Origin of the sequence: Vibrio sp. 070316B, from assembly GCF_013114115.1 — a bacterium.
Lineage (GTDB): Bacteria > Pseudomonadota > Gammaproteobacteria > Enterobacterales > Vibrionaceae > Vibrio > Vibrio chagasii_B.
In genome coordinates, this window is record NZ_VTYC01000002.1 from 116,040 (window position 1) to 132,011 (window position 15,972).

A 15,972-nucleotide genomic window follows, 5' to 3' on the forward strand; every position below is an offset into this window, starting at 1 on the left:
GAGCTATGATTGCTGCGCGATGTACTGCAGCATCTCATCGGCTGCGCTGACCATCTTGGCGCTCATCTCATAAGCGCGTTGGGTGGCGATCATATCAACCATTTCTTCCACCACCTGTACATTCGATCCTTCAAGTGCCCCTTGTTTTAACTGGCCTGAACCTTCTGTTCCTGCGACGAGCTCGACCGCTTCACCCGAGCCTTCCGTTTCAATAAATAAGTTTCCCCCTTGAGCAGAGAGCCCTGCAGGGTTCATGAATTTCACTATGGTGATTTGCCCTAGATCTTCAGGATTCACTTGGCCCGGTATCGTAGCGCTGACCACACCATCAGCAGTAATACTGACCAGAGTTGCTTCTGGAGGAATGACGACTTCAGGGATCAGAGGATAACCTTGGGCATTAACTAGCTGGCCATCAGAGTTGGTTTGAAACTGACCATTTCGGGTATAGAGCAGCTCGCCATCTGAGTTCTCAATTTGAAAGAAACCATCACCTAGAATAGCCAGATCAAATTGTTGGTTGGTATTCTGGATATTCCCTTGAGTAAACACTTTCTCGGTGCCGACCACTCGAACACCATTACCGAGCTGAATCCCCGTTGGATGTTCATTAAGCTCTGTGGTTTCGGTACCTGCTTGCTTATCGACACTATAAAAAAGATCTTCGAACACCACTCGGTCTCGCTTAAAACCCACCGTATTGATATTGGCAAGGTTGTTCGAAATCGCCGTCATTTTTGCATCCTGTGCGGCCATCCCTGTTTTGGATATCCATAAGGCACTGTGCATAATTCCCTTCCTTAAGCTTTGAGAAGCTTATTGCCTATCTGAGCGATCTCATCCGCGGATGCCATCACTTCAATTTGCATTTCGTATTGTCGAGTCAGCGACATAATGCTGACGAGCTCTTCTAAACTGGAGACGTTACTCGCCTCTAAATAACCAGAACGAACCTGAACGCTAAAGTCTTCAGCCAGAACCTGACCGTCTTTGGGAACAAAGTGACCACTCGCATGCATGGTCATCTGTTCGTTCTCGGGTTTAACCAATTTAAGAGCGCCAACCTCTAGCGATGCCTCACCGCCAATCGGAGTGATCGACACCAATCCATTCGAACTCACCGACACAAACTCAAAGTCTGGCAACACCATTGGACCATCAGTCGACATCACTCGGCGCTCACCAAGGTAGAGTTGACCATTACCATCCAATCGAAAATTGCCCGCACGTGTGTAGAGCTCGGCAGGTTCATCTTCTAACCCTTCGAGCGTAATAAAGCCGTCACCATTAATGGCGACATCCAGTGGTCGCTCGGTGCGTATATCTTCACCCTGGGCAAAGTTATTGATTGACGAGTTGGTTCTGGAGGTGACGGAAGTAAGAAAGCCTGAACCTTCAAGGCGCATTGGTGTTGAGTGCTCCATCAAGGCTTTAAAACCAACGGTGTCCGCATGGGACAAATTATTCGCGCGCACGTGCTGAGCGAGCATGGTTCGCTCAGCACCTTTCGCTGCACTAAATAGAATCGGATTCATAGTGCTACACCACGTTGAACAAGGCTTGCGTCAGTTGATCCGATGTCGATATCGACTTGGTATTGGCCTGATAGTTACGCTGAGCTGTCATCAAGGCCACCAGTTCAGACGTCAGATCAACGTTGGAGCCTTCGAGCGCACCGGAAGTCAAATCCCCGAACACACCACTGCCCGCAGTACCCAGAACAGGCGTGCCAGAACTAAAGCTTTGTAACCAAGCGGTATCACTGGTTTTTATCATGTTTTGAGGTGAAGCAAAGTCGGCAAGCACCACCTGACCTTGTAGTTGAGACTGACCATTGGTGTAGGTGGCAAAGATACGGCCATCGTTTTCCATTCGCACACTGGCATAATCACCTGAGGTGTAACCATTTGGGCTATTTTTGGAAACAACAAAGTCACTACCAAACTGGGTGACTGCGGATAGATCGATGTTCACAGTGACACTGTTTGCCCCATTGGCAGGATCAAAACTGACGGAGTAGTTACCGCCCGATGAGATGGTGCCATCGGCATTAAAGGTAAAGTTTGCAGTATCCGTCGCAGTTGGCGAAGCTGCGGGAATTAAGGCATCGGCGCCATCAATCGCTTTACCATCAACCAAGACATGGACATCCCAATCATTAGACGCACCTTTGACAAAATATTGGCTCACCGTATGTGGGTTACCCAAAGAGTCATAAACTGGGGTGGTATAAGAGTGGTTGTAGGTGGATGAATCACTATAATCAAATGCGCTGGCGGGAACCTGCTCTCTGGCATCGAGATTGGCAACAAACTCAATGGCATCTGTTTCCCTAGCCTGCAATGATGCAGTACTTATCTGCACCGTGCCTACCGAACCGAGCAATAAATTGTTATTACCATCAACCGAGTAACCTTGTAGGGCCGCACCGCTGTTCGCAGTGATCACCCCATCAGCATTCATGTTGAAAATACCAGAGCGGGTATAGAGAGTTTGCCCTTTACTGTCTTCAAGCACAAAGAAGCCATTGCCACTTAATGCCATATCCAGTGAGCGCCCGGTTCCTGTTACCGTTCCGCTTTTTTCAAAGTTTTGCGAAACCCCCACCACTTCAACACCGCCAGCTTCACTGCCACTGTAAACGGACGCAAATTCGGTTCTCGACTCTTTAAAGCCCGTCGTAGAAACGTTAGCAATATTATTGGAAATGGTGTTCAGCTCCGAGTTCGAGGCATTTAGCCCGCTCAGTGCAATACTAAAACTCATAATGTCTTCCTCTTCACGCTAAAGAGGCTATCTCCGTAGATTCGAACATCAGCGGAGAACGACAGCCGCCATCTTACTTACTTAAAAGAACTAAAAAATACAAACCAAAAACCGGCAAAGCCGAAAATTTAGCGAAAGTTATCTAACTAATTAAAAGCCTTACTCATTTGAGAAGGCAGCCACGTCATAAAACGCGACCATGCCAACCCCTTTAACCTGCAAGTGACTGGTGCCACCTATCAAAGGTGTCGTTACATGTTCCACCTGGCCATGCTGATAAATCGATGGCTGGTAATCTTGTCCACTGTCCAATTTGATACGCATCTGATACTCACCGGTTAGCCCCATGGCTTGCGCATCTAATGTGTAATCCACTCGCCCTGCGCTGTTCGGACCAAGGTTCATCGACTTAACGTTGCCAAGCGAATCGACTAGCTCGAGCATCACGGTATTCGATGGCGCCTGTAACTCAATGTACCCCGTATGCTGCTCAACAACCGATGCAGACAAACGATCACTTTTTACCGTCACCGTTTTATCAATCAATGCGGCGGTGCTAAGCACTTGTAAGTTATCGAGCATTGTCGAATTATTTTGCGTCAGTTGAACAAGGTTTTCCGTACTTTCAACCTGAGAGAACTGCGCCAACTGTGCGACATATTCCGTGCCATCAGTTGGGTTAAGTGGATCCTGATTTTCAATCTGAGCCACCATTAAAGTAATGAACTCATTCTTTAATGCACTCGCACTGTTCGGATTACCTTGAGGGGTCATCGTTGACGCAGACTCAATATTATTGACCTGCGCAGCACCGGATATCGTTGTCATGGTGTCGTTCCTCTGGGGTCATTGGCGAACAGTTGGATTAACTGCGCCAAAGCCCCATCAATGATTGTTGCATCGACTTTACGTTGCCGAGCACTTCTACGCTGGCTTCAAAACTACGAGTAGCCGAGATCATGTCAGCCATTTCGTTAACGACATTAATGCCAGAGTAATAAACATACCCTTCGTCATTGGAGAGAGGATTGTTGGGCTCGTAACGCCCTTCCATCATTGAGGAGACTTCAACAACATCGGCAATGCGAATCGGCACTACACCTTGCTGTTGAGTTTGCTGTGCATTGAAATGGTTATAGACCGCTGAGAAAATCGGTTTCAACGGTTTATAGACTTGTGATGGGTCACCAGATACGGAATCGGCATTCGCCAAATTACTGGAGATAGTATTAAGCCTGACGGTCTGTGCACTCATCGCTGAGCCTGCCGTCTCGTAGATACCTAAGAATGCCATGATGTCCCTACCTAATTCACTTATTGTCCTTTGATGGCAGACTTTATCCCGTTGATCTTAGACTGCAAAAACGCAAGGCTCTGATGATAATCCATCACATTTTTCGCGAACCTAGCTTGCTCGTTTTCTAGCTCAACAGTGTTGCCATCTCGTGTTCTTTGCACAGGAATCCGATATTGAGCCGCCGTACCTATGTACCAGTCTTTTGAGTGACCAATACCACTGAGTACCGCCTCAAATCTGAGATCCATCGCTTTGTAATTAGGCGTATCCACGTTAGCAATATTGGAGCTCAATACTGCCGCTCTGTCCAAACGAAACTGCACCATTTTGGGGTGTACCCCAAGTGCATCGTCTAAGTGAATCATTGCCCTAGCCTCGTCGTTGTTTGGCCTTAATCCTTATCAGAAGTAGGCCTTTATCTTTTTATATTTTCTCTCGCAACCGAAGTTGAAATGAGATTGCTTTAACCTATAGTTAGGATTAATTAGCGTGTCAAATTTGAGAATGACCGCAAAAACCAACCATTGGTACTTGACATGAATAAATTATCATTGACTGAATTCGGAAATCCGAGCATAAAAATGCGTAAGTTTCTGTTAAGACATTCAAGCCATTTCTCAACAGAAATTATTGATATTTTTAAATTTAACTTTGCGGGCCGTCACGTCAAAGCCACGTTTTCAGAAGCGCGCCGACCACCAGCAAACAGCATCAAAACCGTTCTTCATATTGAGGAATTTGGACATGTTTTTTTCTTTATTTCACCCCAAGCTGCCGATATTCTGCTACACAAGCACCTCAACAACCCATTACCACTCAAAAAATCTAAGCGTAGCAACCCCGATATTGCGCTAACCCAAACCCACCTAAGGCTTTTTCAAAAGTTCACCATGGCGATCACCAACGCGCTGACTGCCGATGCCAATCATTACGCCATTGAGCACACCGACCATCAGCCCTCTGACATTGGCGTCACCATTACGTTTGAGTTTGACGACCAGCAACTCGATGTGACCTTCATGATCGACAACAAGTATGTGAAAAAGCTGCGCGACATGATGGAAAGTAACGAAACATTTGATCGGGAAGAGATACTCGACAACCTGCGTTATCAACCCGTCGAATTAGGGTGCGTCATGCTTCACAAGCAGTGCACACTGCATGAGCTTTCTCAGCTGAAACCCGGAGATTTTATGCCCATGACCCTATGCAAAAACCTAACAGTCAAGGTCAACGGGCACCCAACTTTTTTTGGCAAACTTCAATCCATAAACTCTGAACTGGGAGTCGAAATCGATGGCTAACGACAAAGAGACACGCAACATTGACAGCTCAATGAGCGACCTAAACCTGCATGATGAATTGCCAGATCTTGATGATTTAGATCTGGATGATCTTGCCGACGACATCGACCTTGGAGCCGACAAAGAGCATGTCAGTAACATCTCTCTGCTCAAGAGTATTCCTGTCGATATCACCGTTGAGGTTGCACGCAAGACATTGATATTAGACGAGCTACTGAACTTAAAGGCAGGCAGTGTTGTGATGCTGGAAAAACATGAAGGAGACCCTGTTGATATCAAAATCAATGGCACCGCATTCGGCACAGGGGAAATCGTATCCAAGAATGGTCAGTATGGCGTGAGATTACTGAGCATCATCAAGAAGCCAAGTAAGTAAAGCCTTTGAGTAACGCAAAGAATACGATGTCTAAACCAATATTCTTCACGCTCGCTTTGACCTTATTTGCGGGCGCATCGCACGCAGAAGGGCTGACGATTCTCAGTGAAACCACCACATCTGACGGCACAGAATACAGCGTTAAATTGCAGATTCTGATCCTGATGACATTACTGAGCTTCGTTCCAGCTTTCGTGATTATGTGTACTAGCTTCACACGAATTGTCATTGTTTTGGCCATTTTAAGGCAAGCGCTTGGCCTACAACAAACACCGCCAAATCAGGTGCTTGTGGGGATTGCCCTGATTTTCACTTTGCTGATCATGAGGCCAGTTTGGACCAAGATTTACGACACCGCTTACATTCCATACTCAAACGACGAAGTGACCTTGATGGAGGCGTTAGACACAGCCGAAAAACCACTGCGTCGCTACATGCTCGACCAAACACAACGCAAGGCACTTGAACAAGTCTCCAAGATAGCCGGAGAAACCTCCATAGAGTCTGATCAGGATATCCCCTTCTTAGTTTTACTGCCGGCCTATCTACTGAGTGAGCTCAAGGCTGCCTTCCAAATCGGCTTTATGTTGTTTTTGCCCTTTCTTGTCATCGACTTAGTGGTGGCGTCTGTCCTGATGTCGATGGGGATGATGATGTTGTCGCCCTTAATTGTCTCTCTGCCTTTTAAACTGCTGGTATTTGTCATCGTCGATGGTTGGGGCTTACTCATGGGTAGTTTAGCCAACAGTTTCTGGATAAGTGGATGAGCCCGGAAGAAGCCGTCACACTGGTCAGCCAAGCAATCTGGCTGATCATTCTTATGGTGTCGGTTCTTATTGTGCCTAGCCTAGTCGTCGGTTTGGTAGTAGCGATTTTCCAAGCCGTCACTCAAGTCAATGAACAAACCCTTAGCTTCCTCCCTAGACTGCTCGTCACTCTGCTATGCATCATTCTTGCAGGCCACTGGCTATTACAAGAGATCAACGACCTATTCTTGTTTATCTTCAATACGATACCAAGCAAGGTTGGCTAGCCATGATGCAAATAACCTTTACCGATATTACCCAATGGCTAGGGGTACTTTGGTGGCCTTTTGTTCGGTTTGCTGGGCTTTTTCTGATCGCACCATTTTTTGGTGATAAAGCGATACCGGTAAGAGTTAAGCTGCTGTTTGCTTTTATTTTTTCTCTGCTTCTCGCCCCAATGGTGAAAGAGGTTCCTCCATTTAACCCATTCAGTATCGACACCCTATTGTTCTCTTTTTATCAGCTCATCTTTGGGTTTTTGATTGGTTTTGCGGTGATGATATTTTTCACCATTTTTTCGATTGCGGGTCAGGCCATTTCCATGCAAATGGGTTTAGCCATGGCTGTGATGAACGACCCTGCCAACGGAGTCAGCATTGCCATCATTGGCAGAATCATGTTCATCACTTCCATGCTGCTTTTCCTCTCTTTGGACGGGCACCTAGTGGTGCTGCTTGTGTTCAAAGAGAGCTTTGAGTATTGGCCTCTCAATTCACCTTTCCCTTTCAACAGCATTGAATACGTACTGAAAATGGTGTCTTGGATGTTTGCGACCGGCTTGTTGGTAGCGGTGCCTGCTATCGTCGTCATGCTATTAAGTAATATTACTTTTGGTCTAATGAACAAAGCGGCACCGTCTCTTAATGTCTTTGCACTTGGTTTCCCAATGACCATGCTACTTGGCTTATTCGCATTAATGGCGTCTCTAACCGGTATCGGCGATCACTATTTTGATCTGGTATTAGAGTTGAACCAGCACCTGCACTATATGCTGAGGCTGCCTAATGTCTGATCATAAAGATTCCGGAGACAAGAGCGAACAACCCAGTCAACATAAGCTCGCTAAAGCTCGGCGAGAGGGACAAGTACCGCGTGCGAAAGAGTTCGTTTCTTCCATAACCCTCATCAGCGTCGTCGCTTACTACGTGTTGAATGTAGACATGATTAAACAGACCTTCATTGAACTGTTTCTTGTAAGCTTTCAGTTTGATAGCCAAACGGTCAGCCAGCCAATGGCTATCGTCGAGTTAGTCGGCACCGCGCTTTTTTCGATGATCACGCTATTTTTCCCGCTATTGATTTATCAAATGATTGCCGCAATTGTCGGCTCGACGCTACTTGGAGGGTGGATATTCAGCCCATCTTTGCTGGTTCCCAAATGGGAAAAGATAAGTCCACTCAAGGGATTGAAGCGTATCTTTTCCTCTCAATCGATCGTCGAACTGTTCAAGAACGTTATTAAGGTCTCTCTGTTTTTTACTCTGCTGTATTGGGTCATATCGAGCTACATCTCAGTGATCACCAACCTCGTCAGCGCACACTTTGATACCGTGGTGCTTTCAGTCGCGACCATCACCATTGAGTACTTGGGCTACCTTCTTTTAATCGTCTTGCTGTTTGGCCTGTTTGATTTCCCCTATCAACGACACGAATTTACAAAGCAGATGAAAATGACCAAGCAAGAGGTCAAAGATGAGCACAAAGAACAAGAAGGGCGACCTGAAGTGAAAGCTCGAATCCGTCAGATACAGACTCAAAATGCCAAGAGAAGTGCCAATGAACGAGTGCCAAAAGCGAGCGTTGTATTAACCAACCCAACCCGTTACGCCATTGCCCTAATCTATGATTTGAGCCAAGCTGAAGCACCGTTTGTTGTCGCGAAAGGTCAAGATGATGTGGCGTTGTACATCAGAGAGCTTGCAGCTAAACACGAGGTTGAAGTCATCGAGAGCCCGGCACTCACTAGGGCAATTTACAACACCACTCAAATCGACCAGATGGTTCCAAACCAACTCTTTGTCGCAATAGCGCACATCCTAACTTATGTGAATCAGCTAAAAGCATGGCGCAAAGGCGAAAGAAACAAACCCACCAGCTTGCCCCAATTCAACATCCCTAAGTCTTGGTCCGACCCGACCGATTAGATCGCGACTTCACCGAATGAAGCACCCAAAGTTGTCGTTTTTGTTCAATACCCAAATCCAATAGCCACTTACACTTTCGGTCATTGAAACAACAGAGATTAACGCGATGTTAGACATCAAAAAGATCACAACACTTAGCGACTTAAGTGAATTAAAAACGGCTTACTTTTCAGAATCGACAGCGCCACTCGATGGCATGTGGCATTTTGGCTTTGTACCAATGTCAGACCATTTCGGTTTTTACGAGAGCGGCAAACTTGTGGGTTACTGCGTACTAAACAGTGAAGGTTACTTGCTGCAGTTTTACCTTGTACCAGAAGCTAATGTAAACATTGCAGACCTATTTACCATGATCATAGAGAGCAACAGCTCAGTGATTGGTGAAGTGCAAGGCGCATTCGTGAGCACCGCAGAGCCTCAATATTTATCACTGTGCTTGGACAACAGCGCATCATTTAAAGTCAATGCCATGATGTATCGCCAACACTCTCAAGCTAGTTGCGATTTCAGTTCCAACCGGATTGAAAAGCTCGACATGAACATCGCGACACAAGAACAACTCGATAACTTCGTTGAATTTGCGGTATCAGCTATTGGTGCGCCCAAAGAATGGCTCAGCGGTTACTACAGCAACTTGATTACTCGCCAAGAGCTATGGGGTTACTGGGAAAATGGTGACATTCTCGCAGCCGGTGAGTGCCGTAAGTTTGATGAGTACCAAACGCAGTATGCCGACTTAGGCATGATTGTCGCTGAGCAAGAACGGGGCAGAGGCTTAGCAACACGCGTACTGAACTTTCTAACACAACACACCACCAGCCAAGGTTTAGAAGTTATATGCTCGACCGAGAGCAGTAATATCGGTGCGCAAAAAGCAATTGAGCGAGCTGGTTTGTCATCAAAGCATCGCATCTTGCAGTTTGACTTTAACTAATAAAATACTCAGCCTAGCCCTTGCTCTGCTGAGTATGCTCAGGCGCAGGTCCAATACTAGGCATAATCCGTAAGGATAAAACTGTCGCCGACAAGGATATCCACATATAGTTGTGGTGATACTCATCAGAAATAGAAGCTAGAATGATCAATTGGTTACAGTCTCCTCAATCCTCCGTTGTTGCTCAATACATTGATTGTTATTGGCTTATCGAGAAAACGCCCGATGCTCAAACTCATCAGTTTCCGATACTCAACCCTGACCCTTCAGCACATTTGATTCTGTCGCCAAGCGATCAACCATATCACTACACAATAGAGCAACAAGTCCAACAAGGAATTGGTAGTCACCTATTACTGCCCCATCACAAAGCCATAAAACTGGATCACTCAAAGCCGTTTATCCACTTTGGCATCAAGTTCCATGTAGGGGCTCTGTACTCGCTCACTATCCCTGATTGCCCGCACCCAAGTTTAGATCGCGTCAACAACATCGACCTTGCTGTTCTACTCAACAATTATGATGCCGATGTAACGTCACTGATTAAACTTGCTCAAAGCGACTTTAAAGCTTGTTGCCAACAGTTGGATGATTTACTACTGCCTTGGCTATCGACCGCTAAAACCGATAGACATAGCGAGCTCACTCGAAAAGTGCTGGGTGTGCTTGGTTCAACGCAGATTGCTGAACTTGGTGACAAGCTGTTTTGCTCACAAAGAACACTAGAGCGAAGCTTTAACAAAGTGACAGGCCTAACGTTAAAACAGTGCCAATCAATGAACCGACTCGAAGCGATGCTCGAATACCTTTATAAGAAAGAGTTGAGTGACATAGACTGGCTAGACGTTGCTTATCAATTTGGGTTTAGCGACCAACCTCACCTGATTCGTTACCTAAAGAAGACCATTGGCCTCACACCAAATACCTATGCGAAAGAAGGTGGGTTAACCATAGATGTTTATGGCGGGGTCAGGCCAGAGTAACGAACTGCCTGCGCGCTAGATCTCTGTCTATCGTGTCCCATTCGTAGCAAGTTTTATTGAGTTTAGAATTGCGACTCCATATACTGGAAACACCATCAGACGGAGGGCAATAATGAATAATAAAAACAAACACATAGTTTTAATTCATGGTCTGTATATGCCTGCGTTGATCATGCAATATCTAGATAGAAATTTTAAGAAACACGGCTTTACCACCCATAAGTTCGCCTACAACTCGCTACGTTTCCCTTCTGCCGCTAAACGCCTCAACCGCTTCGTGAATGCACGCTTTGATGAGCACGATGAGGTCTACTTTTTTGGTCACTCACTCGGTGGCTTGTTGATTCGTCACTACTTTAAATTTTACCAACCCGACTTTGCCGACACCTGCATCATTACCGCGGGGACTCCACACAACGGCGCGACTATCGCTAAAACGCTGTCGAATCATGGGCTTGGGTTTATCTTTGGTTCGAGCAAGATGATCTTAAGCGATGGCTTGGGTGATTATGATATTGATGTACCGATTGGCGTGATTACTGGCACCTACGACGCAGGTGTAGGTCGCATTGTATTGGGCAGAAACCCAGGTGATGGCACAGTTACGCTTGAAGACGCGAACCTGCGAGGCGCAACAGACACCTGCGCCCTCAAGCTCAATCACACAGCGCTTGTGTACTCAAAGGAAGTGGTTGCACTCTCAACTCAGTTCATCCAACACAGGGCTTTCAAGAGCGCTTCATAGCTTATTTACGTTAGCTTTCACACATTTACTCCTGTATCGAGCTCTTGTTTTCTTATTTGTGATAGATAAAAACAAAAATACCACTCTGCGATAAGAGTGGTATTCAAAGATTCATGACTGTGAGTACACGGCTTGTTATAAGCGATTGACTCGTGTTGGTAAGAACACCTCACCCAACATGCATCGCACCGAACCACCACCAATATCTTCAATCGTTTTCACGTTAAATGGTAGCAACTTACCGTGTGTTGAAAGCTGCGCTAGCTGAGCTGGTGAAAACGCATCGTAAGCCGATTGAGACATCGCAATCACCTTGTCGCCATTCACGGTTTCCAGTTGTAGGATGTTGCCACAGAATCGGTTCATCTGATCAATTGAGATAGAGATAACCTGCTTATCTTTAGCAAGTGATTTCACCACAAAGCGGCGCTCAAACTCTGGGATCACTTCATCACAGATCACACAGAAATTATCACCAATCGCCATCATCACATTGGTGTGGTAGATCGGCTGACCAGACGGCAGTGCTGTTTGGAATGACACCACGCGAGAATAACCAATGCGCTTTGCATAGTCTTCTAACACTTCACGGTCACAACGCTGAGAAAGCGCAGCATAGATAGTCTTGTTGATATGGTCGATTACCATCACGCCCGTGCTCTCTAGATAAGAACCTTGAGCGATGTAAGACTCTAGAGACTCGCTGTGGTTAACAATGCGACCAGACGCTTCAAGTGCTTCAATAAGGGCATTTGGCTTAACTTCATTTTGACGGTTTTCACACGCCATAGGGAACGTAAATAAGCTTCCGTCGCCACAGGTGCTAAACCAGTTATTAGGGAAAACCGCATCTGGCGTTTCCACACCAAGTTCTGGGTAATCAAACTCTACAACTTGCACACCTTCTTTACGCAACGAAGCGACCATCGCCTTAAATTCAGCCATGGTTTCTAATTTTACTTCAGCTTCGGTCAGATTAACTCTGTTCTGAAACTCATTATCTTGTGCCGTTTCTTCATTAAATTTAAATTCTTTTGGCGGCACCATAACAACGCAATTGGCGTTTTGAACATTCGTAATGTGAAGTGATTTTTTGTGTAGGTTTAACATCTCAACCGTCCCTATCTTTTATTTACCTCAGAATTGTAAACAACTTGTTACGACAAGATTCACTGAAAAGAATAATGATTTGAATATTTATCCCAAACAATTCCTGCAAAACTCAGTTTATTCGGTAATTTTTACTGCAAGATAACAGCACATCAGAAAGAACCAACAGTTTGCATATGAGATACAGAATTTGCTGAATAAATATCCGAGCCTCATTCTCTAGCTTGCTGCGGGTTTAGGTTACAATTTAATCCATTTAGCGTTAGGATTATCACCGTTGCATAACAATCAATTACGTTTGAAATAAGCTTAACTCTTCCCATCTGAACCAATCTAAAATAAGCGTCATACACAATACGTTTTAGACCTTTTCGCGATCACTAAAACACGGTGTTAAACCGAGCTCTAGAGCCAAGTGTTTAAGCCAGAGTGAAAACCAAACTCCATCGAAGGATTGAATGCTTATAAGAACGCATGGGCGCTCATGAAATTTCAAACTAAGACTGTAAATTTTAAATAGAGACTATAAAAACAAAGCTGCACGACGATGCCGCTGCTTATAGAGACACAAGTTTATAAAGGGAAATCTATGTACAAAAAGTTTGAAGGTTTTACTGAAGCCTTTCCAAAGGGAGAACCGATACAACCTCCTACTGGAATACTGGCATTCTGCCGCCACTACACACGAGGTTTTGAAAAGCCACTGATCTTGCTCGGTATCATGAGCATGACGATTGCGATCATCGAAGTGGCGCTATTTGGTTACATGGGACAACTGGTTGACTGGCTATCAACAAGTAACCCAGAAACCTTCTTAGCTGACAACAAGTCCACTCTTATGGGCCTTGGTGTGCTGCTGTTGGTCGTGATGCCAATCTTGATCAGTGTGTACTCACTGTTGCTTCATCAAACCTTACTCGGCAACTATCCGATGTCGATTCGCTGGTTGGCGCACCGCTACCTGTTAAAACAAAGCTTATCCTTCTACCAAGATGACTTTGCCGGACGTGTCGCCACCAAGGTAATGCAAACATCGCTCGCGGTTCGTGAAACCGTGACCAAGATGGTTGATGTGTTTGTCTACGTGACGGTTTACTTCACCGCGATGCTTTTCATGCTTGCCGAGTCAGATTGGCGCTTGATGGCTCCGATGCTGATTTGGCTATTCGTTTACATCGGTATTCAACTGCACTTCGTGCCAAAGCTAAAAGATGTTTCTTCCGAACAAGCGGATGCTCGTTCATTGATGACGGGTCGAATTGTTGATAGCTACACCAACATCGCGACAGTAAAACTGTTTTCACACAGTAAACGTGAAACCGAATACGCTGAAGAAGGCATGGAAGGCTTCCTAGATACCGTTTATCGCCAGATGCGCCTTGTTACTGGCTTCAACATCTGTGTGGAATTCGCTAACTACCTACTGGTATTCAGCATCGCGGGTATCTCTATCTACCTATGGCTCGATAACGCAATCACTGTGGGTGCCATTGCGATTGCGGTGAGTTTGGCTCTACGTATTAACGGCATGTCAAAATGGATCATGTGGGAAATCGGTGGCCTGTTTGAAAACCTAGGTACCGTGATTGATGGCATTAAGACCATGTCGAAGCCGATCGCTATCGAAGATAAGAAAGATGCACAGCCACTTAAGGTTCCACAAGGCGGCATCAACTTCGAAAACGTGAGCTTCAACTACGGTGAAAACAAAGGTGTTATCAATAAGCTAAACCTAAACATCAAACCCGGTGAAAAAGTGGGCTTGGTTGGGCGTTCTGGCGCAGGTAAATCGACATTGGTTAACTTGTTACTGCGTTTTCATGATGTCGAAAGCGGCCGTATCTTGATTGATGATCAAGAGATCTCAAGCGTTACTCAAGACTCACTGCGCAGCAATATTGGTATGGTGACACAAGACACTTCACTGCTTCACCGTTCGATCAAAGACAACATTCTTTACGGTCGTCCGGAAGCAACAGATGAAGAGGTATATGCCGCAACCAAGCAAGCGCACGCGCATGAGTTTATCGAAACCCTAACCGACCCGTTTGGCAACATTGGTTACGATGCTCAAGTGGGCGAGCGTGGTGTTAAGCTTTCTGGTGGTCAGCGCCAACGTGTGGCGATTTCACGTGTACTTCTGAAAAATGCACCACTGTTGGTTCTTGATGAAGCGACTTCAGCTCTAGATTCAGAGGTAGAGGCTGCAATCCAAGAGAGCTTAATTGAGCTAATGGAAGGTAAGACGGTTATCGCAATTGCACACCGCCTATCCACCATTGCAGCAATGGATCGCCTGATCGTTTTGGATGAAGGTAATATCGTTGAAGAAGGCACGCACCAAGATCTGATTAACCAAAATGGTATCTATGCGCAGTTGTGGAATCACCAGACTGGTGGCTTCATAGCCGATGATCTTGAGCAAGCTAGCAACGATTAATTTGTGTGCTATTTTAAAAGTGCGGCGTATTTCACACCAATTTACTAAATAGCGGCAAATTACACATGGCAGAATGTTATGTCGTAATTATATAATGACTTTAACAAACCAAGACGGCTTCGCTTGCGCGTTCTGGAATAAGGCTAGACTTCGGGGGGAGGCTAGCCTTTCTTATGTCCGTAGTTCAGCGATCTTTCCCACCTGTTCCTTCAACTTCATCGATCCTTTTGTTTTTTTCTTGGCGTTTTTTTCTTAAAATGCGCGCAATATTCTTTCTAGAGATCGACCATGAACAAAAGTGTCTTAACTAACGTCATCGCGTTAGCACTGCTTGCTGGCGGCTATGCGACAGCAAATCAATACCTACTTTACGCGGGCCTATTCGCCTTTTCTGGTGCCATCACCAACTGGCTCGCGATTCACATGTTGTTCGAGAAAGTACCCGGCCTATACGGTTCTGGCGTCATTCCAGCACGCTTTGAAGAGTTCAAAGCAGCCATCAAGCAACTGATGATGGAGCAGTTCTTTACTGAAAGTAACATCGACCGCTTCCTAAGCAGCGAAATGAGCGGTGGTCAATCACTGAACCTAGAGCCTGTGATTAAGAAAATCGATTTCAATCCTGCGTTCGATTCACTGGTTAACGTTATCGAGAACTCACAGTTTGGCGGCATGCTAGCAATGTTTGGTGGTACGGAAGCATTAGAACCAATGAAAGCGCCATTTGTTGAGAAGATGCAAGAATCGGTTATCGAAATCAGCAAGAGTGATTCAGTGAAGAATGCCATCAAGGAAGAACTGGAATCACCAGCGATGATGGACGAAATCAAAGAGAACATCGAAGCGATCATCGATCAGCGATTGAATGAACTGACACCGAAGCTGGTAAAAGAGATGGTTCAAACCATGATCAAGAAGCACCTTGGCTGGCTAGTCGTTTGGGGTGGTGTATTCGGTGGTGTGATTGGCTTAATCTCTGCGGCAATTACGCTGTAAGCCGGACAAGTTTATCGGATTACTTTTTATCTGACGCCCAACAAAAAATGGAAGCTCATTAGCTTCCATTT

Annotated in this window: 18 protein-coding genes; 11 read left to right on the forward strand and 7 right to left on the reverse strand. The window is 45.6% G+C overall.

From position 1 onward, the window contains the following. Positions 1-3: 3 nt before the first annotated feature. From flgG to F0251_RS02915, 6 genes are all read right to left on the reverse strand, one after another. Positions 4-789: a flagellar basal-body rod protein FlgG gene (gene flgG / locus F0251_RS02890; protein ID WP_061031945.1), complete on the reverse strand. Its 786-nt coding sequence runs from the start codon at positions 787-789 to the stop codon at positions 4-6. Between the two features lie 11 nt (positions 790-800). Next, positions 801-1,535 (reverse strand): flagellar basal body rod protein FlgF, encoded by a 735-nt coding sequence (locus tag F0251_RS02895; protein WP_171730272.1) that lies wholly within the window; start codon positions 1,533-1,535, stop codon positions 801-803. Between the two features lie 4 nt (positions 1,536-1,539). Continuing rightward, on the reverse strand, positions 1,540-2,766 hold the full coding sequence (flgE, locus tag F0251_RS02900; RefSeq protein ID WP_061031943.1) for a flagellar hook protein FlgE: 1,227 nt from the start codon (positions 2,764-2,766) through the stop codon (positions 1,540-1,542). Positions 2,767-2,925: 159 nt separating this feature from the next. Next, a complete protein-coding gene (locus tag F0251_RS02905; RefSeq protein WP_171730273.1) occupies positions 2,926-3,594 on the reverse strand; it encodes a flagellar hook capping FlgD N-terminal domain-containing protein in 669 nt (222 codons plus the stop codon). A gap of 37 nt (positions 3,595-3,631) precedes the next feature. After that, a complete protein-coding gene (gene flgC, locus F0251_RS02910) occupies positions 3,632-4,060 on the reverse strand; it encodes a flagellar basal body rod protein FlgC (RefSeq protein ID WP_008223411.1) in 429 nt (142 codons plus the stop codon). A 20-nt stretch (positions 4,061-4,080) separates the two neighbouring features. Next, positions 4,081-4,428 (reverse strand): flagellar basal body protein, encoded by a 348-nt coding sequence (locus F0251_RS02915; RefSeq protein WP_008223413.1) that lies wholly within the window; start codon positions 4,426-4,428, stop codon positions 4,081-4,083. A gap of 171 nt (positions 4,429-4,599) precedes the next feature. Here F0251_RS02915 and F0251_RS02920 point away from each other — a divergent pair, with 171 nt between their 5' ends. From F0251_RS02920 to F0251_RS02960, 9 genes are all read left to right on the forward strand, one after another. Beyond that, positions 4,600-5,367: a FliM/FliN family flagellar motor switch protein gene (locus F0251_RS02920; RefSeq protein ID WP_171730274.1), complete on the forward strand. Its 768-nt coding sequence runs from the start codon at positions 4,600-4,602 to the stop codon at positions 5,365-5,367. Next, a complete protein-coding gene (locus F0251_RS02925) occupies positions 5,360-5,743 on the forward strand; it encodes a FliM/FliN family flagellar motor switch protein (RefSeq protein ID WP_008218033.1) in 384 nt (127 codons plus the stop codon). The genes F0251_RS02920 and F0251_RS02925 overlap by 8 nt, the downstream gene beginning before the upstream one ends. A gap of 26 nt (positions 5,744-5,769) precedes the next feature. Then, positions 5,770-6,510, forward strand: coding sequence for a flagellar type III secretion system pore protein FliP (fliP, locus tag F0251_RS02930; RefSeq protein ID WP_105058604.1), 741 nt, complete (start codon positions 5,770-5,772; stop codon positions 6,508-6,510). Beyond that, positions 6,507-6,776, forward strand: coding sequence for a flagellar biosynthesis protein FliQ (fliQ, locus tag F0251_RS02935; protein WP_008218029.1), 270 nt, complete (start codon positions 6,507-6,509; stop codon positions 6,774-6,776). Before fliP ends, fliQ begins: the two co-directional genes overlap by 4 nt. Positions 6,777-6,778: 2 nt before the next feature. Next, positions 6,779-7,561 carry a flagellar biosynthetic protein FliR gene (gene fliR / locus F0251_RS02940; protein WP_171730275.1) on the forward strand — a complete coding sequence of 261 codons (783 nt, stop codon included), beginning with the start codon at positions 6,779-6,781 and terminating at the stop codon, positions 7,559-7,561. Beyond that, positions 7,554-8,693, forward strand: coding sequence for a flagellar biosynthesis protein FlhB (flhB, locus tag F0251_RS02945; protein WP_061031938.1), 1,140 nt, complete (start codon positions 7,554-7,556; stop codon positions 8,691-8,693). Before fliR ends, flhB begins: the two co-directional genes overlap by 8 nt. 106 nt (positions 8,694-8,799) lie before the next feature. Further along, a complete protein-coding gene (locus F0251_RS02950; RefSeq protein ID WP_171730276.1) occupies positions 8,800-9,627 on the forward strand; it encodes a GNAT family N-acetyltransferase in 828 nt (275 codons plus the stop codon). 143 nt (positions 9,628-9,770) lie between these two features. After that, positions 9,771-10,610, forward strand: coding sequence for an AraC family transcriptional regulator (locus tag F0251_RS02955; RefSeq protein WP_171730277.1), 840 nt, complete (start codon positions 9,771-9,773; stop codon positions 10,608-10,610). Between the two features lie 112 nt (positions 10,611-10,722). Continuing rightward, the gene (locus F0251_RS02960; RefSeq protein ID WP_171730278.1) at positions 10,723-11,355 is read left to right on the forward strand and encodes a triacylglycerol lipase; all 633 of its coding nucleotides are present in this window, start codon (positions 10,723-10,725) and stop codon (positions 11,353-11,355) included. A 135-nt stretch (positions 11,356-11,490) separates the two neighbouring features. Here F0251_RS02960 and F0251_RS02965 read toward each other — a convergent pair whose 3' ends face one another. Next, a complete protein-coding gene (locus F0251_RS02965) occupies positions 11,491-12,465 on the reverse strand; it encodes an arginine deiminase-related protein (protein ID WP_017067108.1) in 975 nt (324 codons plus the stop codon). 589 nt (positions 12,466-13,054) lie between these two features. On the opposite strand from F0251_RS02965, the gene F0251_RS02970 reads away from it, so the two are divergent. After that, positions 13,055-14,905: an ABC transporter ATP-binding protein gene (locus F0251_RS02970; RefSeq protein WP_061031934.1), complete on the forward strand. Its 1,851-nt coding sequence runs from the start codon at positions 13,055-13,057 to the stop codon at positions 14,903-14,905. Between the two features lie 288 nt (positions 14,906-15,193). Beyond that, positions 15,194-15,901 (forward strand): hypothetical protein, encoded by a 708-nt coding sequence (locus F0251_RS02975; protein WP_008218014.1) that lies wholly within the window; start codon positions 15,194-15,196, stop codon positions 15,899-15,901. Positions 15,902-15,972 lie beyond the last annotated feature (71 nt).